Annotated in this window: 15 protein-coding genes and 1 pseudogene; 13 read left to right on the top strand and 3 right to left on the bottom strand. The window is 60.8% G+C overall.

Features of this window, described 5'->3' with window-relative positions; all coding sequences use genetic code 11:
* Nucleotides 1-17: 17 nt before the first annotated feature.
* The 4 genes and pseudogenes from PQ467_RS11500 to PQ467_RS11485 all read left to right on the top strand — a co-directional run bounded on the left by PQ467_RS11500 (nucleotide 18) and on the right by PQ467_RS11485 (nucleotide 2319).
* On the top strand, nucleotides 18-599 hold the full coding sequence (locus PQ467_RS11500; protein WP_274173541.1) for a DUF4142 domain-containing protein: 582 nt from the start codon (nucleotides 18-20) through the stop codon (nucleotides 597-599).
* The gene (locus PQ467_RS11495; protein WP_274173540.1) at nucleotides 599-1141 is read left to right on the top strand and encodes an SRPBCC family protein; all 543 of its coding nucleotides are present in this window, start codon (nucleotides 599-601) and stop codon (nucleotides 1139-1141) included. Before PQ467_RS11500 ends, PQ467_RS11495 begins: the two co-directional genes overlap by 1 nt.
* A 29-nt stretch (nucleotides 1142-1170) precedes the next feature.
* A pseudogene (locus PQ467_RS11490) lies at nucleotides 1171-1440 on the top strand (DUF2171 domain-containing protein); the annotation flags it as partial.
* Nucleotides 1441-1605: 165 nt separating this feature from the next.
* A complete protein-coding gene (locus tag PQ467_RS11485) occupies nucleotides 1606-2319 on the top strand; it encodes a Crp/Fnr family transcriptional regulator (protein WP_274173539.1) in 714 nt (237 codons plus the stop codon).
* Between the two features lie 23 nt (nucleotides 2320-2342).
* Here the strand turns inward: PQ467_RS11485 and PQ467_RS11480 are convergent, their stop codons facing one another.
* Nucleotides 2343-2981, bottom strand: a complete 639-nt coding sequence (locus PQ467_RS11480; RefSeq protein ID WP_274173538.1) for a Crp/Fnr family transcriptional regulator — start codon at nucleotides 2979-2981, stop codon at nucleotides 2343-2345.
* 400 nt (nucleotides 2982-3381) lie between these two features.
* On the opposite strand from PQ467_RS11480, the gene PQ467_RS11475 reads away from it, so the two are divergent.
* Together PQ467_RS11475 and PQ467_RS11470 are read left to right on the top strand one after the other, a co-directional pair.
* A complete protein-coding gene (locus tag PQ467_RS11475; RefSeq protein ID WP_274173537.1) occupies nucleotides 3382-4770 on the top strand; it encodes a hemerythrin domain-containing protein in 1389 nt (462 codons plus the stop codon).
* 87 nt (nucleotides 4771-4857) lie between these two features.
* A complete protein-coding gene (locus tag PQ467_RS11470; RefSeq protein WP_274173536.1) occupies nucleotides 4858-5004 on the top strand; it encodes a hypothetical protein in 147 nt (48 codons plus the stop codon).
* A 148-nt stretch (nucleotides 5005-5152) separates the two neighbouring features.
* Here the strand turns inward: PQ467_RS11470 and PQ467_RS11465 are convergent, their stop codons facing one another.
* Nucleotides 5153-5791 (bottom strand): NAD(P)H-dependent oxidoreductase, encoded by a 639-nt coding sequence (locus PQ467_RS11465; protein WP_274173535.1) that lies wholly within the window; start codon nucleotides 5789-5791, stop codon nucleotides 5153-5155.
* A 337-nt stretch (nucleotides 5792-6128) separates the two neighbouring features.
* Here PQ467_RS11465 and PQ467_RS11460 point away from each other — a divergent pair, with 337 nt between their 5' ends.
* The 4 genes from PQ467_RS11460 (at nucleotide 6129) to PQ467_RS11445 (ending at nucleotide 11448) form a co-directional block, all read left to right on the top strand.
* On the top strand, nucleotides 6129-6911 hold the full coding sequence (locus PQ467_RS11460) for a hypothetical protein (RefSeq protein ID WP_274173534.1): 783 nt from the start codon (nucleotides 6129-6131) through the stop codon (nucleotides 6909-6911).
* Between the two features lie 78 nt (nucleotides 6912-6989).
* On the top strand, nucleotides 6990-9842 hold the full coding sequence (locus PQ467_RS11455; protein WP_274173533.1) for a hypothetical protein: 2853 nt from the start codon (nucleotides 6990-6992) through the stop codon (nucleotides 9840-9842).
* A 131-nt stretch (nucleotides 9843-9973) separates the two neighbouring features.
* Nucleotides 9974-10540 carry a hypothetical protein gene (locus PQ467_RS11450; RefSeq protein WP_274173532.1) on the top strand — a complete coding sequence of 189 codons (567 nt, stop codon included), beginning with the start codon at nucleotides 9974-9976 and terminating at the stop codon, nucleotides 10538-10540.
* On the top strand, nucleotides 10537-11448 hold the full coding sequence (locus PQ467_RS11445; RefSeq protein WP_274173531.1) for a hypothetical protein: 912 nt from the start codon (nucleotides 10537-10539) through the stop codon (nucleotides 11446-11448). Before PQ467_RS11450 ends, PQ467_RS11445 begins: the two co-directional genes overlap by 4 nt.
* 143 nt (nucleotides 11449-11591) lie before the next feature.
* Here the strand turns inward: PQ467_RS11445 and PQ467_RS11440 are convergent, their stop codons facing one another.
* Nucleotides 11592-11912, bottom strand: coding sequence for a hypothetical protein (locus PQ467_RS11440; protein WP_274176145.1), 321 nt, complete (start codon nucleotides 11910-11912; stop codon nucleotides 11592-11594).
* A gap of 429 nt (nucleotides 11913-12341) precedes the next feature.
* Here PQ467_RS11440 and PQ467_RS11435 point away from each other — a divergent pair, with 429 nt between their 5' ends.
* From PQ467_RS11435 to PQ467_RS11425, 3 genes are read left to right on the top strand one after another with little or no spacing between them, the layout of a single operon-like run.
* A complete protein-coding gene (locus PQ467_RS11435) occupies nucleotides 12342-13328 on the top strand; it encodes an HlyD family secretion protein (RefSeq protein WP_274173530.1) in 987 nt (328 codons plus the stop codon).
* Nucleotides 13329-13351: 23 nt separating this feature from the next.
* Entirely contained in the window at nucleotides 13352-16066 is a 2715-nt protein-coding gene (gene rbbA / locus PQ467_RS11430; protein ID WP_443193008.1) for a ribosome-associated ATPase/putative transporter RbbA, read from the top strand.
* Nucleotides 16063-17190, top strand: coding sequence for an ABC transporter permease (locus PQ467_RS11425; RefSeq protein ID WP_274173528.1), 1128 nt, complete (start codon nucleotides 16063-16065; stop codon nucleotides 17188-17190). Before rbbA ends, PQ467_RS11425 begins: the two co-directional genes overlap by 4 nt.
* The last annotated feature ends 8 nt before the right edge of the window (nucleotides 17191-17198 follow it).

Below are 17198 nucleotides of genomic sequence, written 5' to 3'. Positions count from 1 at the left end.
TTGAAAGGAGAAATTTCATGAAATACGGATTTTTGATGATCGCCTCGGCCCTGACGCTGGCCGGTTGCAACAACAAGGCGGACAACGGCAATGCGACCGAGAATGTCGAGGCCACCGGCGCGGCCCCTGATATTACACTGCCGCATCTCACTCTTCAGCCCTCGGACGCGCGGACCTATCTCGACAAGGCGGCGGCGGGCGACCGTTTCGAAATAGAGACATCGCAGGCCTTGTTGAAAACCAGCAAGAACCCGGCGGTCCGCAAATTTGCCGAGATGATGATCGCCGCCCATCAGGAATCGAGCCGCAAATTGGGCACCGCTGCCGACAAGCTCCAATTGCCTGCGGGATCGACGAGCCTGACGCAGGATCAGCAAAACAAGCTGGACATCATCAAATCGGCCAATGCGGCAGATGTCGATCAACTCTATCTGACCAGCCAGCGCAGTGCGCATTCCGACGCGCTGGACCTGCATCGCCATTATGCCTCGGACGGCGACAATCCCGCCTTGAAGGAGGTGGCCGCCACCATTGCGCCGGTGGTGCAGAAGCATCTGGATGAGCTGGATAAGCTGACCGACCGGCGGGATGGTGCGTGATGACTGTCTCGGAAAAGGATGACGCGCCCATCACCGCATCGCGCGACATAGAGCCGGATCGCGATCTGTTTGCCCATTCCGTCACGATCGCGCGCTCTGCAGGCGAGCTTTACGCTTTCTGGCGCGATCCGAACAATGTGGCGCTGATTGTCGGGCCGATGGCCTCGATCGTGCCGCTCGACGGCGAGCGCGTGCGCTGGACCGTCATCGGCCCCAACGGAACCTGCGCCAGTTGGGTTTCCACCATCAGCGAGGACCGCCCGGGACGCACAATCTTCTGGCAGTCGGAGCAGGAGGGCGATGTCGAGAACGGCGGGCGCATCGATTTTCTCGACACCGATATGCGCGGCGCAGTGGTGCGGGTGACATTGGCTTTCACCGTTTCGGCAAAGGTGCTCGAACGTTTCGCACCCTTGAACCTGGGCGCGATGGTGCGGGCTCATGCGCGGCGGATCCTGCGCGGATTCAAGCAAATGATGGAGGCCCGCGAAATCGCCACCGGCGCGCGCCATCGCCGTATGGCCAACCCCCAATCACAATGAAATGAAACGCAATTTCAAAGGAGAAGGACATGATCGACCTGAACGCCATCAAGGAGCATATGGATATTGTTGGCGCCGACGGCGTGCATCTGGGCACGGTTGACCGCGTGGAAGGACGACGCATCAAGCTGACCCGGGCTGACAGCGGTTCGCATGCGGGGCAGGAGGGCGCCGCCCCGGCGCAAGGGGGCGGGGGCCATCATCATTACATCTCGGTCGGACTGATCGCGGCGGTGGAGGGCGACCGCGTTCGTCTGTCCGCCAATGCGGATAATGCCGCCTTGATGGAAGAGGAGGAAGGCGGTGAGCCGATTGCCGATGACCATCAGGATGAAAAGCAGAGTGCAGATGATCATGATGATAAAAGACCGTTCACCGGCCCGGATGTGGCAGCATTGGGCGGCGATGCGTAAATATCGGGCGAGGCGTGGCGGCGCCTCCCCGCAGCCCGATGGGGAGGTGTCATGCTTTCGATGTTGACCCGGAAACTGGCGCAATACACCGATCTTTCCGCGCGCGATGAGCAATGGCTGGCCAACCTTTCGGGCGTCCAGCCATTGCTTGTCGGGGCGCGCCAGGACCTGATAGGCGAGGGCGCGGTTCCCGCTTTTGCCAAGATCGTTATGGAAGGCTGGGCTGCACGCTACAAGATTCTGGAGAACGGGCGGCGCCAGATTGTCGGCTTTCTCCTGCCCGGCGATTTATGCATCCGGCCAACGAAGATGACCATGCGGCTGGACCATTCGATCGGGGCGATCAGTCCCCTGCATTGCGCGATGGTGCATCCCGAACGGCTCAATGCCCTTGAGCAGAAATCGACCAATATACGCCGCGCTTTGGCCGCCGATGCCCAGATCACGCTGGCCATTCAGCGTGAATGGACCTTCAATCTGGGCGCTCGCGCCGCGCCCGAACGGATCGGTTGTCTGATTTGCGAACTCTATCTGCGGCTACGCGCGGTGGGCATGACCCGGGACGAGGGTTACTGTTGCCCGCTGACCCAGACGGATCTGGCCGCTGCGGCGGGCATCAGCGCGGTCCATGTCAACCGGGTGATCAAACAGATGCGCCGGGCCGGCCTGATCCGATGGCGCGAACAATTCGTCGCAATACCCGACCCGCACAGGCTGGCGCAGGCCTGCGGGTTTCGCTCCAGCTATCTGCACATGTCGCTCTGATTGCCGCGGGTCGGCCAACTGGCTCAAACATGGGCCGGGCCGCCCAATCTGAGCAGTTCTGCAGGGTTGAGCAGAGACAGGCGGCCCGCCTCCAGCGAGATCACGCCTTCGCCGCGCAGTGTCTGGAGCACGCGATTGACGTGTACCGATGAGATGCCGACAATATCGGCCAGATCATATTGGGTCAGTGGCATCGGACAATGGTTGGACACCACCTTGCCGCTGGGCCGCAGCCGCTCGACCAGATCGTGCAGCAGCGCGCAGATCCGTTCGGTGGCAGTCATCCGGCCCAGATTGACGATCCATTTCTCATGGTTTTTAAGTGTATGCATGATCGATCCGAGCATGCTTTTCATGCCGTCAAATTCGCGGGTATGGCGCGCCCGTATCTCGTGCAGCGGAATTTCCGTGACGGACAAGTCGGTCAAAGCCACCACCGGCCAGTTGGCCTGTCCGGTCAATACCCACTGGGCCTCGCAATAATCGCCCGGTAGGAAGAGCGCGATGATTTGACGCCGCCCATCGGGCAGCAGACGATACTGGCATGCCCAGCCGTCTTCGATGCGGAACAGCCGGTCCGTGTGTTCGTGGCGCCGGGCGAGATGCTTATGGCGGCGCACCTCATATCGGATGTGGCTTGCTTCGAGTGTTGTTACGGCCATGGGTGGAACCCCCGTACCTGAGAAAATGATGGATGAGTTGCCCCGCAGACAGGGCCGGGATCGTCATGGGGCAGATATTGGATGGTCAGGCGGGCAAGGGTCTCTGTCGCCCGGCATAATATGCCTAAATCCGGAGTGGATCGGCTCGACATGTCGTCGGCATGCTATGTGGGCGCGAAATCGGCTTTGCGGATTCACTTATGTTAAGCAGGGGCGAAATCGGCGTTCAGCCGTGCTGAAATACCGACGCACCGCGCCTTCGTCCTTTTTGGACGGATTACGCTAACCTGTGCAAGTATCGTGGATCGAACCGGGCATCCGGGTGTTCTCTCAGGCAACGGCAGAGCAAAATGTCTGTGCCGCTTTTCGGATCAGTCAGATCCCAGAGAAGGAGAGCCTGATGGCCACCAGCACGCCCCAAAACGCAGAAGCGGGCAAGAACGCCGCCGCGACCAAAGCGCAAAATCCCGCACAAAAGCCTGCCGAACCCAAATCCGCGCAAGACCCTGCCGAAGGGGCCCGACCCGACAAGGCCGAACATGCTCCTGATCAGGCAAAGGCGTCCTCCTCCGGTCAGCCGCCTGCGGACAGTGAGCGGGCAAAGCGCAAGGCGCATACGCCATCCGAAGGAGCCGTCAGCGCGCTGTTGATGGCCGATCACCGCGCCGTCGAAAAGCTGTTTGCGGAATATGAGGATGCCGATGCAGGCCGGCAGCGCGCGATCATCGACGAGGCAACGCAGGCCCTGATCCTGCATACGATGCTGGAAGAGGAAATCTTCTATCCCGCCTGCCGTGAGCATTTCTCCGATGAAGATGAGCTCGACGATGCGCAGGTGGAGCATGACAGCGTCAAGATCCTGATCGATGACCTGATGCGCGGGTCGAGAGACGATCCCTATCGCGACGCCAAATTCCGCGTGCTGGCCGAACAGGTGCACCACCATGTCTGCGAGGAAGAGCAGGCGGGCGGGATTTTTCATAAGGCGCAGGCCTGCGGGATCGACACGCCGGAATTGGCCAAGCGGATCAAGGCGAGACGCAGCGAGCTTGAAGAGGATGGGCCTTTCGCTCCTCCCTCACCGATTTCCCTTCGCGGAGGTGCCCGATCGGGTCTTCGCCGGGATGAAAGGCGCCCGGTGGGGCGCAGCGAAGAAGAGCGGGGCCACACCCGCTACACAAAGGAGAAGGAAATGGCGAGTTATCAGCAATATCGCGATCATGATCGCGATGACCGCGGCCGCTTTGCCCGCAGCCGCGACGAGGATGACCATCGTTCGATGCGCGGCGGCAATGATCGTCCGCGCGATGAGGACGGGCGCTTTACCAGCCGCGGCCGTGAAGACAGTGGCGGACGCGAGGGCGATGGTGGCTATGGCCGTCGCGGCGAGCAGCGCTATCGGCGCGACGATGAGGACGACGATCACGAAACCGGCCGTCATGGCCGCAGCGGCAGCGGCTGGTATGGTGATCCCGAGGGCCATTCGCAGGCATCGCGCCGGGGTTGGGAAAATTCCGACCATGGGCGCAGCGGCTGGTACGGTGATCCGGAGGGCCATTCCCAAGCCTCGCGCCGGGGCTGGGACGAACGCGGGGCTTCACGCGGGCGTGATTATGATGACCGCGATGATGGGCGCTCGCGTTCACGCGACCATGACGATCGCGGCTATTCCTCACGAGGCGGACACGATGACCGCGACGATGGGCGGCACGAGCGCCACGGCGGCTGGTCGGGCGATCCGCGCGGCCATGCCGAAGCGGCAAGGCGGGGCTGGGAAAACCGGCGCTAAGCTTGCTGCCTTGACCAATCGGGCCGGTTCCTTCGGGAGCCGGCCCCCTTTGTTTGTGATCAGTCGGAGAGGATGAGGAGAAGGGTCATGGAAAAGAAAGACGAGCAGGTCATTCTCGAAACGAACGAGGCGCGGGCCGGATCAACGCCGCATATTCTTCGTTATATCCTGATGGTCAGCATGGCGCTGGCCATCATCGGCATGGGCCTTGTGTGGTGGATCGGTCGAGGTTGACGCATGGGGCGGCGGTTGATCCCACCGGATCGTTTCGTTTTAAAAGCCAGCGATGCCAAATCGGCCTTGAGGCCCGCGTTCAGCGCCACCTTGCACAGGTCGGCAATGGCGGCGTCATGGACCCGAGCGCCGCCATTGCCGTCTGGTGTTATTGCACTTCGGTCACAAAGGCATCGCGTTCGCGGCGGACCTTCTTGAGATTGACCAGCCAGTCGCCCTCGGCCTGACGATAGCCCAGCGGAAGCAGGATCACGCTGCGCAGATGGCGCTCCTTGAGGCCCAGGATTTCATCGACCGCTTCTGGATCAAAGCCTTCCATCGGGGTTGCATCCACTTCCTCGAACGCAGCGGCCACCAGCGCCGATCCAAGGCCGATATAGGCCTGACGTGCGGCGGCCTGATAATTCGCCTCGGTGCCCCGCGCGCCCACGATGCCAAGGAGTTGGCGGCGATAGTTTTCCCAGCCTTCGTTGACAAAGCCGCGCACTTCATTGGTCAGATCGAACATCATGTTGACCCGCTCGGGCGTGATATCGTCCCATGCGGCAAATACCAGAAGATGCGAGCAATCGGTAATCTGGGCCTGGTTCCACGCCACCTCGCGGATCTTCTGCCGAATTTCCGGGTTTGTCACCAGCAGCAGTTCGAAGGGCTGAAGCCCGCTTGATGTCGCGGTCAGGCGCACGGCCTCGATGATGCGCTCGATGCTGTCGGCCGGGACGGTTTTGGCGGGGTCGTATTTCTTGGTGGCATAGCGCCAGGAGAGCTTGTCAATCAGGGTGCTCATGCAAAATTCCTTGTGGGACTGCTTGGATAGCGCGCAAGCTACGCGGCAACGCAAGGTATTGACGGGGGCAACCGCAAACAAGGTTTGGCGGAAAAAATTGACAAAGGTTAAGCCCGGGCGGTGTCTCCGCCAGCGGTGGCGACTTGTGAGCGCTTGGCGCCATCCGATGCGGGCAATCCCGTATTTCGGCACTTAATAACCAATAGATCGCGGTAATTTTAACCGATATTCATAGATAAGCTAATAAAGTCCGCCTCACCTTGTCATTTTTCAGAAATATGGCAGCATTGTTTTTGTCGATTCGGCGTTTTTAGACAACTCCTATTAGGAGATTGCAATGCCAGATGAATTGCTCACTTCCGCTGCCTGTGTTGACAAGCGTCTTGCCAAGGAATTACTGGTCGCGTCTTCCATTGGTCAGGGCAAGTCCAAAGGGGCCAGGCTTGTTCAGGAATACTTGTGGATCAATGGCTTCAAGCCGACGATCGACGGCGATTGGGGCGATGGCACGCAAGCCGCGCTCGATGCTTTTTGCGATGCAAAACGCCTGTCTCGAACCTCCAGCGTGGACCAGTCGCTGATGGATCGAATGGCGCAACCTTTGCTGCGGGCGGCAAAGCCGGTGGCGCCGGCCGCATCTTTGGGAGCAACGGTCGTATCCTGCGCGCTTCAGCAACTGGCCGAGCATCCGATCGAGATCGGCGGGGCCAACGCGGGGCCATGGGTCCGGTTCTATATGGATGGCAATGAAGGCAAGGATTGGCTTTGGTGCGCGGGCTTTGCAACCCGCATTGTGCTCTCTTGTGCCAAGATTTTGGGCCAGAGCACGGCAATCAAGCGCACCTACAGTTGCGACGTTCTGGCCATGAGCGCGAAAGCGGCAGGCACATTCCGCAAGGGCAGCGCGATGGGCGCGATACCACCCGGCTCGCTGTTTCTTGTGCCCAGCAGCAAATCAAGCTCCGACTGGATCCACACCGGCATTGTGCTCGAACAATCGGGCACAGTTGTACGCACCGCCGAGGGCAACACCAACTCGGGCGGATCGTCAAACGGGTTTGAGGCGACCCAGCGTATTCGCAACGCAACAAAGCTGGATTTTGTGCTGCTCCAGCCGTGATGCGGCGGCGGCGATATGTGCGCGATGCCGCCTTTGTCGAAAAACCTCGATCCACAGGCTATTAAGCCGGGAGCTGTCATGTCTGACACCAGTCCATCTCAAGCCAGCGATGCCATCCAGACTCAACCGGCCATGATCGCGCCAACCATGGATGAGGCTATCTCGAGACGGCGCGCCCAGCTTCAGGCCGATCCCGACATAGCCTATTTGCGACCCGATAGCCTGATGGGCGTGGCCTTTTCCGGTGGCGGCATTCGCAGTTCGACAATCTCTCTTGGGGTTGCGCAGGCTTTTGCGAAATATAACCGGCTGCTCGATTTCGACTATTGCTCCACCGTTTCGGGCGGCGGCTATTTCGGCAGTTTCATGACGTCGCTGTTCATGCCTGATTCCATTCGCGGCAATGCCCCCCGGCCGCAACCTGATCCCGCCCTGCCGCAGGACCGCCCGAAAGATACGGCGCAATTCGCGCTGAAGGTGCTGGCCGACAATGCGCAGCAGGAGGAGATCGACGATCCGTTCAACCCGGCGGGGGGCAGGATCCGCCATCCCTTGTGGTGGCTGCGCCAACACAGCCGTTATATGGCGCCCAATGGGCCATCGGATTATCAGGCCGCGATAACCTATTTTATCCGCAACTGGTCGGGATTAATGTTCGTCATCATTGCCGCTTTGGCAATGTTGTTTGCCACCAGCACGGCGTTGACCACGATCATCTATCATTGGAGGTCGAATACCGCTGATCTGTTCAGCTTTACAGGGCATATGGTGAAGGATTGCGCTTCGGCCTGTACGGAGGTTGATGGCAAGCATTACTTTCGCTGGTCGGTCAGTCCTCTGGTTGTTCTGCCGTTGTTTGGCTATGCTCTGTGTGCGGTTTTTGCCGAAGCTTATTGGCTGACTATCTGGGCGGAGCGGGGCGCGACGCACTATTTCTTCCTGATCAAGGCGAAAGGAGCGCCCAGTCGTTGGCGACTGAATGCCAATTGCGTCGTGCTGGCGTTGATTACGGGCATACCGGCATGGGCGTTTTCTCCTGCCGGCGTGTTGAGCGGGAAAGCGGTGCAGGCGCATTGGCAGTTGGCCTCCAGCGTGGTTTTAGGCGTGATGGCGGTAAGTTCGCTGACCCAATTGCTGTTGGTGCTGCGCATCGACAGCCATTACCTGCCCTCCGCCGATCCCCAATTCAAGGATGACGGCAACGCCCAAAGCACCGATGGGATCGCCCCGCTGATCGTGGAAATCCGCAGGCGTTTGACCCGCTCGCTCTCTCTGCTCTTGCTGTGGTCCACCATCGGGCTGTTGCTGGTGGTGCTGGGCGCGTTGGGCCGCGCGGCCTACAGCTTTGGCTCGGGCGGACAGGGATGGGCGGGTGCTGGCATGCTGGTGCTTGCCCCTGTTGCCTCGACCATCGTGGCCAAGGCGCCGAAATGGTTTGGCGACGGGCGGCTGGCCGCTTTTCTGGGCAGGCAGATCTGGAACATCGCCCTGGTCGCGGCGATCCTGCTTTATGCTTTGTTGGCCATTGCCGTGGATGTGGGGGTTCAGGCTCTTGCTTTTGACGGGCCGGGGTGGACCCAGTCCATCTATTGGGAAAGTAAAACTGATAATTACGTATGGTCGTCCTCGCCCCCCTATTTTAACTCGATGTTTTGGACGTGGCTGATGATCAGCGTGATGTTCTTCATCACCGGTTCGTTTCCGGCCTTCCTCAATCTCAGTTCGCTCCATGGTCTTTACGGTACGCGCTTGACGCGGGCATTTCTGGGCGCAGGCAATGTGGTGCGCCTGCGCAACAAGAGCAGCGGTCCGACCGACAGTGATCCGGGCGATCAGATCCCGATGGCCGCCTATCAACATGCGGCCATGAGCAACCAGACCTTCGCGCCTTTTCATCTGGTCAACACGACGCTGAACGAAACGGTAAGCCCGACCCGATCGCAGTTGCTGGAACGGGACCGGAAAGGTGTGCCGCTGGTCTTTGCGCCCGAAGGCGCCTTTCTGGCCGCCAGAACAAGGCAGGACGCGGCCATTTCGTGGAAGGAACTGGATCAGGCGGAGGCATTGAGCGTAGGCCAGCTATGCGCGATTTCCGGCGCCGCCTTTTCCAGCGGGATGGGGATGAATACCACGCTGGGCGGCTCGCTGATGCTGGTCTTTGCCAATATCCGGCTGGGATATTGGTGGCATGTGCGCGATGCGCTGGCTCAATCCTTGCCGCGGTATATGGCGCCCAATGCCATCCGGACTTGGTTGAGGCGGCGCATCCTGCCGACCTACACCCATCTTCTGCTGGAAATGTTCGGCATGTATTTTCGCAGCGGCGATTACGTCAACATTTCCGATGGCGGCCATTTCGAAAACACCGGCGCCTATGAAATGTTGCGGCGCAAGGTTCCGACGATCCTTGTGTGCGACAATGGTCAGGACCATGCATGCGCGTTTGAGGATATGGAAAACCTGATCCGCAAGGCGCGGATCGATTTGGGGATGGAAATCAGCGTCCCCAGCCATTCCGAGGTGGCCAGGATCATGGATGCCGCTGGTGCGCAACTTTTCCTCAACACCGACAGCGGGGATTGGCGTGACGGGCTTTTGGCAAGGGCGCCGCTCGGCCCATCGGCTCCTGCCTCGCAAAAGGCATTCTGCCTGCTGCTCAAGGTGGTCGATTGCAGCGACCCGAATTGGAAAGGGCATATCCTGTGGATGAAACCATGCCTGTTTGATGGCGTGCCCGAGGATGTGCTCGGCTATGGGCGGCGCAACCCGAATTTCCCCCAGCAGAGCACACTCGACCAGTTTTTCGATGAAGCGCAATGGGAAAGCTATCGCAAATTGGGCTTTACGATGGGCAGCAAGCTGTTGACGGAGACCGTCCATGCCGATCGCGTCCTCTCCCATCTGGCCACCAAGGGGACGCCTTTTCCATAACGCGGGTATTATAAGGGATTACTCTTAGTCTCTATTAATAATTGGGCATAACACGCGCAGTCTCATGCAATGATCTTGCCGCGCTTGATTCCTTCGGCCTAAATTGCCCAAAGAATTAAGGGGGGCCTTTCATGAAGTTATACCAACTATGCCCGATTGCCCTGGCAATCGGGTTGCTTGCATCCCCGGTTGGAGCCCTGGCGGATACGCCGTCCGGTCTGCCCGCCATGCCCAAGCTGGAATTTGCAGAAACGCCTGAAATTACGGCAGCTTATGATAAATATTTCTATTTTCACCGCGACGCCACGGATTTTGAGCAGGCCCGGCAGGACGTTCAGGAATGCGACGCCCTATCCAGCGGATCGAGCATCTATTTGGGCGCAAATGATGCCATGCAATCGCAAATGATATCGCAATATGGCGGTCTGGCCGGGGGCGTTGGCGGCGCAATCGGCGCTGCGGCGGCTGATGCCATCTTTGGTTCGGCCGCGCGGCGACAGCAATATCGCATCAATATGCGCCGCTGCATGGGGTGGAAGGGTTATCAGCGCTACGGACTCAGCCGCGAGCTTTGGGAAGCCTTTCATTTTGAAGAAGGGTTGGGGCGCAAGAAAGAGGAGGTGCGCCTTGCCGCATTGACCCAGCAGGCAATGGTTGCCTCTGGCCCCAAACCCAAGGCAAAGGAATTGGACCAATGATGGCGCGCATGATCACTGCGGCGATGGCTGGGGCATTGATGGCCGGCCCCTGTCTTGCCGGGCCGGCAAAGCTGCCTTATGCCGTTGAAAAGACAAGATTGGTGGCCGGTTCACAGAAACTGGATCATGAAAACGGTTATATCGCGATTTCGGCGAATGAGCGTATGTTTGCATCCTTCCTGCGCATTCCTGACAGCGCCACCCATGAAGCCTATCAGGCCGAACTGGCAAAAGAGCTTGAAAAAGCCAGGAAGCGCTACGCTTCGGCTTTGGCCGATTGGAATGATGGCGTAAAAGCGGCGCAGGCCAACAAGACCCCCATTCCGAAAAAACCCGAAGAGCCGACCGAAAGCAGCCTGTCGGTTACGCCGCCGGAGTTGCGCGATCTTGCCGGTATCGGAAACATGTTCATCTATTCAAAGGAAGATGGCGTGTTCACCTATCTGGAGGCGGTCAAGCCGGGGACGTATGTTTATTATGGCCCGGTGATGCGCGATCCGGCAGGGCTGGTTGTCGGCGGCACGTGCATGTGCATGGGCACGGTTGAATTTGACGTGAAACCGGGCGTGATTACCGACCTTGGCAACCAATTGGCCTTCAAAACCCAAGCCGACCCGGCCATCCCGAAATTGCCGGGACAGGCGGCCATGTTGACGGAAAAGGCGATGGCCAACCTCAAGAATGGCGAAATTTCGGGCGTGAGCGGTTTGCCTGAAGGCTGGAAAGCGGAGCGTCCGGCATTTCGCGCGCATGGCAAGATCAACAATTATTATGGCCTTTTCCTCGGCCGACTGGGCAGATTTCCCGGCGTTTTGTCCTATCGCCGCGATGTGGTGGTGGATGATGGAACCGGGCAGGAATTGGTCACGCCCACCATCACTTCGCGCCAGAAGCCGAAGCTGAAGTAGGCAGTCATGATCGATCAGAGGTGTTTTGCGGCAAGCCAACAGCGCAAAACACCTCTTTTCACTGCAGCATACCGCCACAGATTCGCAGTCTGGACAAAGCCCGCAATTCGCGCATGGGAAGGCGTGGGGTTGGTGGAGGGCGCTTAATTGCCGTCCGCATCGACGACGAACACTATCGGCTTTCCACGCGACATCGGCTCCCACCCAGCCGTCAAGGCGGCGCGGATGCCCCGCGATACAAGAGCGTCGCTGATTTGCAGGCGGCTGGGCGGCAAACCTTTGAGCAAGCGTTTGGGTGGGGGAAATTCCAGGATGGCCCCACGCTGGCCGTCGTGCTGGAGCAGGGCGACGGCCATGCCCTTCCATCCTTCAAACTCGCTCCAATGCGGCTCGCGTCGAAGTTCCCAATCATAGTTAAGCCCGTCCACTTCGACGGTGCCGGCAAGCCTGTGCGTATTTGACATGGCACGGCGATTAGCAGGTTTCTGTCGGCAAACCACCGCAATGTCGCGGGCATGGCTGTTCGTGCCGGATCGCCGTGGCGCCGGGCTTGTCGCTGCGACTTGGCTGTGCGGCTTCGACCATGGTCCATCTTGCGCCGCCGGTGATGCCCGCAAAGCCTTGCCAATCCCCTTTTGTTCGGAACAAACGTTTTGGATCCGATATATAGAAAACTTGACAGTCCGTTCAATTTTTTGTTGATCTCGCCATGAGAGAGGCGATTGTTCCGGAGTCGGCTGGGTCATGGCCGACGATGGCGCGTCGTAATTTGAAAATCAGAACATTCCGACGGGCCGTAATCGCCCTTCATTTTCCTTCCGGCTCAGGAGCCCGATGGTTATGCAATGTGCTGGTGCTCTCGCATTGACGGTTCGCGGCCACAGGGGCGGCAGATGAAGCCCCGTGGCATTATGGCCGGGGTGGTCCTGCTGGCGCTGGCGGCCGGGGCTTATTGGGCGTGGCATCATTTCATGGATCGGGCCGCGCTTCCCGCATGGGTCCTGCGCAGCAATGGCCGGATCGAGATGACCCGGACCGATATTGCGGTGAAATATCCCGGGCGGCTGACCTCTTTGACGGTCCGCGAAGGCGATATGGTTCAGGCGGGGCAGATCGTGGCCGAGCAGGACGATGCCGATGTACTGGCCCAACTTGATGCGGCCAGAGCCTCGCGCGAAAGGGCCTTGGGCGGTCTTGCCCGCGCGCAGGGCGAAAGGGCGGCGCATCGCAGTCAGGCCGAACTCGCCCGGCTCAACTGGTCGGAAACCGCGAGCCTTCATGCGCGCGAAATGGTGTCCGATGTGGAGCTGAAACAGCGCAATCTGGCACTGGCGGGCGAGAGCGGTGGCCTTGAGGCGGCAAGCGGCGCCATCGGCGAGGCGCGTGGCGCGATTGCGCAGGCCGATGCCCAGATCCGGCTTGTCTCGGCCATACGCGCCGATCTGCATATCCGCACGCCGGGGCCGGGCCGGGTGGAATATCGCATCGTGGAGCCCGGCGCGATGATGGCGCCGGGCGGCAAGCTCCTGTCGATCATCAACCCCGATGATGTCTATCTGACCATCTTCGTGCCCTCTACTGTCGTCTCGCGCATTCGGATCGGGGATGAGGCGCGCGTCCTGCCGCAGGGTTTTGCCCGCGCCTTGCCCGCCCGCATCAGCTTTGTCTCGCCCGAGGCGCAGTTCACGCCCAAATATGTCGAAACAGCCAATGAGCGCGACAATCTCTCCTATCGGGTGAAGCTGCAGATACCTGTGGAAGTGGCGCGGCGGTATGCGGGCGTGCTGAAAGCGGGGATGACCGCCGATGGTTTTGTCCGCACCGATCCCGCCAAAGCATGGCCGGATTTGGGGCCAGATTTGGGAGCGGCCAGACCGTGACCGGGGCGCAGGAACCGGGCGCCATGGCCATTGTCCTTGAGGATGTTTCCCATCACTACGGCCCGGTTCCATCGCTCCACAATGTCAGCCTGCAATTGCCGCGCGGCGGGGCGGTGGCCTTTGTCGGGCCCGACGGGGTGGGCAAATCCACGCTGCTGGGGCTGATTTCCGGGGTGAAGCGGGTTCAGCAGGGCAAGGTCGGCGTGCTGGGCTTTGATCTCGCGCAGCGGGGCGACCGCTCGGCTTTCCTGTCCCGCGTCGCCTATATGCCGCAGGGGCTGGGGCGCAATCTCTACCCCACACTGTCCGTGGCCGAGAACATCGACTTTTTCGGCCGCCTGTTCGGTCTAGGCGGGGCCGAACGGCGCGCGCATATGCAGCGCCTGCTGGAGGCGACGGGGCTTGCGCCTTTTCCCGGCCGGCCCGCTGGCAAGCTTTCGGGGGGCATGAAGCAGAAGCTGGGCTTGTGCTGCGCGCTGGTTCACGATCCGGACCTGCTGATTCTGGACGAGCCGACAACGGGCGTCGATCCCCTGTCGCGGCGACAGTTCTGGGAACTGGTCGATGCCATGCGGGCGGAGCGGCCCGAGCTGACCGTGCTGGTCTCGACCGCCTATATGGAGGAGGCCGAGCGCTTCGATCATCTGGTGGCGATGGACGATGGACGCATCATCGCGCAGGGGCCGACGCGCGACATTCTGGCGCAAACCGGGGCCGCAACGCTGGAGCAGGCCTATATCAGCCTGCTGCCCGAGGCGAAGCGGCCTGCGGGCGAATTGATGAATGTCGCGCCATGGCAGGACCGGGGCGAGGGGCCAGCCATAGAAGCCCGGCACCTGGTGCGCCGCTTTGGCGATTTCGTCGCGGTCGATGATGTCAGCTTTTGGATCGGCCGGGGCGAGATCTTCGGCTTCCTCGGCTCGAACGGCTGCGGCAAGACGACGACCATGAAGATGCTGACCGGATTGCTCGATGCCAGCAGCGGGACCGCCACCCTGTTCGGGCGGCCGATCACCGCCGGAGACATGCAGACGCGGATGCGGGTCGGCTATATGTCGCAGGCCTTCTCGCTCTATGAAGAATTGACCGTCGAGCAGAATCTGGCCCTGCACGCCCGCCTCTATCGCGTGCCGCAGGCCGAGGCGGGGGCGCTGGTGAGCGAGGTGATGGCGCAATATGCGCTGCTCGATCATGCCCGCGCCCTGCCTGCCGCGCTGCCGCTGGGGATACGCCAGCGGTTGCAACTGGCGGCGGCCTGTCTGCACAAGCCCGAAATCCTGATCCTTGACGAGCCGACCTCGGGCGTTGATCCGGCGGCGCGCGACATGTTCTGGGGCCATCTGCTGCGCCTCTCGCGCGAGGACCGCGTGACGATCTTTGTCTCGACCCATTTCATGAACGAGGCCGAGCGGTGCGACCGGATTTCGCTGATGGATCGCGGGCGGGTGCTGGCGGTGGGAACACCGGAGGAACTGACGCGCCAATACCATGCGCCGCGTCTGGAGGACGCGTTCATTGCGGTGCTGGAGGACAATGCGGCGCCAACCGCGCCGGTCGCGGCCCCGGACCCCGGCGGGCAGAAGCAGGACGAGCCAGGCAACCGGCAAAGCGGATTGGCCGGTTGGCTGGGCTTTGCCTGGGCCTTTGCCCGGCGCGAGGCGACCGAGCTGGCGCGTGACCGCATCCGCATGGGCTTTGCGCTGGCGGGACCGATCATCCTGCTGTGCATTTGCGCCTTCAGCATTTCCTTTGACGTGCAGAACATCCGCATGGCGGTGCTCGACCATGATCAGAGTGCGACCAGCCGCGATCTGATCCGCCGGTTTGAAGGCTCACGCTATTTCGTGGAAAGCCCACCCATCGCCGGCGAGGAGGACGCGCATGTTCGCCTGCGTGAGGGGAGCGTCCAGATGGTGCTGGATATTCCCCCCGGCTTTGGCCGCGATCTGGCTGCGGGGCGAAAGTCGGATCTGGGGGTTTTCATTGATGGCGCCAGCCCCTTTCTGGCCGCCAATATCCAGGGCTATGCCGACGCAATCATCCTGTCCTATTCGCTCGACCGGTTGGGGGCGGCCTCCACCGCTCTGGCGATGCCCGCTTCGATTGAGCCTCGTTTTATCTACAATCAGGATTTTCGCAGCATCTATGCGATCACGCCGGGCGTGCTGATGCTGACGATGATCCTGATCCCCGCGATGCTGACCGCGCTGGCCATCGTGCGCGAAAAGGAGATCGGCTCGATTATCAACCTCTATGCCTCGCCCGCGGGGGCCGGGGCGTTTCTGATCGGCAAACAGGTGCCCTATGTCGCTCTGGCCATGGTCAGCTATGCCAGCCTTGTGGCGCTGATCGTGACCGTTCTGGGTGTCCCGCTCAAGGGTTCCCTGCTGGCGCTGACCTTGGGCGCGCTGCTGTTCGTGCTGGCCTCCACCGGGCTTGGCATGATGATCTCCACGCTTGTCCACACACAGGTCGCCGCGATTTTCGCCACGGCGCTGATCTGCCTCATCCCTTCGGTGAATTTTTCGGGCCTGCTCTATCCGGTCTCGACGCTGCTCGACGGCAGCTATTGGATCGGCGTCATCTTTCCCTCCTCGTGGTTTCAGATCATCAGTCTGGGAACCTTCACCAAGGGCCTTGGCCTGGCCAGCTTCGACACGGCCTATCTGGCGCTGGGGCTGTTTGCCCTCACCGTCATCATGGCCTCGCGGCTGATGCTGGGAAAGCAGGAGGTATGAAACGCTGGCTGATCAACGTCTGGTTGCTCGGCGTCAAGGAACTGCGCAGCGTTCTCAAGGATGTGACGCTGATGGCGCTGATCGTCTTTGCCTTTACCGTTGCCATCCAGCTCGTCGCCACCGGGCTCAAGGCCGAGGTGTCCAATGCCTCGGTCGCCATCGTGGACGATGACCACAGCGAATTGTCGCGTCGCCTGCGCGATGCGGTGCGGCCGCCCTATTTCAAGCCGCCGGTCGATATTGCGCGCGAGGATGTCTCCGCCGCGATGGACCGGGGCCGCTATATTTTCGTGATTGAGATCCCGCCGCGCTTTCAGGCCGATGTGCTGGCCCGGCGCAGCCCGGCGGTTCAGATTCTGGTCGATGCCACCGCCATGACGCAGGCCGGGCTGGGGGCTGTCGATTTCCAGCGGATCTTTGCTTCCGAGACGCTCGATTTCCTCAACGCGCGCGGCCTGCTGGCGGCTCTGCCCCTCACCGTGACCAGCCAGATCTTCTTTAACCCCAATTCGCAATCGGCCTGGTACAGTTCGGTGATGCAGATCGTGACCAATGTGACGGTGCTCTCGATCATCCTTGTCGGCGCGGCGGTCATTCGCGAGCGCGAGCATGGCACGATCGAACATCTGCTGGTCATGCCCGTCCGCGCCAGTGAAATCGCCTTTTCCAAGATTTTGGCCAATGGTCTGGTCATCTTGCTGGCCTCGATCGCGTCGCTGTGGTTTGTGGTGCACGGGGTTCTGGCCGTGCCGCTGGCGGGTTCCCTGGCGCTCTTTGCGGGCGCGATGGTGCTCTATCTCTTTTCGGTGACGTCGCTGGGCATGTGGATGGCGACGCTGGCGCCCAGCATGCCGCAATTCGGCCTGTTTGCCGTGCCGGTCTATGCCATCGCCTATCTGCTCTCCGGCGCCGCCACGCCGCTTGAGAGCATGCCGCCCGCCGTCCAGATCGTGGCCAGACTGCTGCCCACGACCCAGTTTGTCAGCCTTTCGCAGGCGGTGCTCTATCGCGGCGCGCAGGCGGCCACCGTATGGCCCGAACTGGCCATGATCTGCGGCTGGGGCGTGCTGTTTGTTGCCCTTGCGGTGCAGCGCTTCCGTTCGATGCTGGAGCGTCAGGGATGAAGGCAAAA

Source organism: Novosphingobium sp. KACC 22771, from assembly GCF_028736195.1.
Classification (GTDB): domain Bacteria; phylum Pseudomonadota; class Alphaproteobacteria; order Sphingomonadales; family Sphingomonadaceae; genus Novosphingobium.
Note: the sequence above shows the minus strand (reverse complement) of the source record. Positions and strands in the feature narration are given on the sequence as shown.

Excerpts from the sequence above, each read along its gene's own strand:
- PQ467_RS11500 (WP_274173541.1), top strand. The coding sequence starts at position 18 with ATGAAATACGGATTTTTGATGATCGCCTCGGCCCTGACGCTGGCCGGT.
- PQ467_RS11495 (WP_274173540.1), top strand. The coding sequence starts at position 599 with ATGACTGTCTCGGAAAAGGATGACGCGCCCATCACCGCATCGCGCGAC.
- PQ467_RS11485 (WP_274173539.1), top strand. The coding sequence starts at position 1,606 with ATGCTTTCGATGTTGACCCGGAAACTGGCGCAATACACCGATCTTTCC.
- PQ467_RS11480 (WP_274173538.1), bottom strand. The coding sequence starts at position 2,981 with ATGGCCGTAACAACACTCGAAGCAAGCCACATCCGATATGAGGTGCGC.
- PQ467_RS11475 (WP_274173537.1), top strand. The coding sequence starts at position 3,382 with ATGGCCACCAGCACGCCCCAAAACGCAGAAGCGGGCAAGAACGCCGCC.
- PQ467_RS11470 (WP_274173536.1), top strand. The coding sequence starts at position 4,858 with ATGGAAAAGAAAGACGAGCAGGTCATTCTCGAAACGAACGAGGCGCGG.
- PQ467_RS11465 (WP_274173535.1), bottom strand. The coding sequence starts at position 5,791 with ATGAGCACCCTGATTGACAAGCTCTCCTGGCGCTATGCCACCAAGAAA.
- PQ467_RS11460 (WP_274173534.1), top strand. The coding sequence starts at position 6,129 with ATGCCAGATGAATTGCTCACTTCCGCTGCCTGTGTTGACAAGCGTCTT.
- PQ467_RS11455 (WP_274173533.1), top strand. The coding sequence starts at position 6,990 with ATGTCTGACACCAGTCCATCTCAAGCCAGCGATGCCATCCAGACTCAA.
- PQ467_RS11450 (WP_274173532.1), top strand. The coding sequence starts at position 9,974 with ATGAAGTTATACCAACTATGCCCGATTGCCCTGGCAATCGGGTTGCTT.
- PQ467_RS11445 (WP_274173531.1), top strand. The coding sequence starts at position 10,537 with ATGATGGCGCGCATGATCACTGCGGCGATGGCTGGGGCATTGATGGCC.
- PQ467_RS11440 (WP_274176145.1), bottom strand. The coding sequence starts at position 11,912 with ATGTCAAATACGCACAGGCTTGCCGGCACCGTCGAAGTGGACGGGCTT.
- PQ467_RS11435 (WP_274173530.1), top strand. The coding sequence starts at position 12,342 with ATGAAGCCCCGTGGCATTATGGCCGGGGTGGTCCTGCTGGCGCTGGCG.
- rbbA (WP_443193008.1), top strand. The coding sequence starts at position 13,352 with ATGGCCATTGTCCTTGAGGATGTTTCCCATCACTACGGCCCGGTTCCA.
- PQ467_RS11425 (WP_274173528.1), top strand. The coding sequence starts at position 16,063 with ATGAAACGCTGGCTGATCAACGTCTGGTTGCTCGGCGTCAAGGAACTG.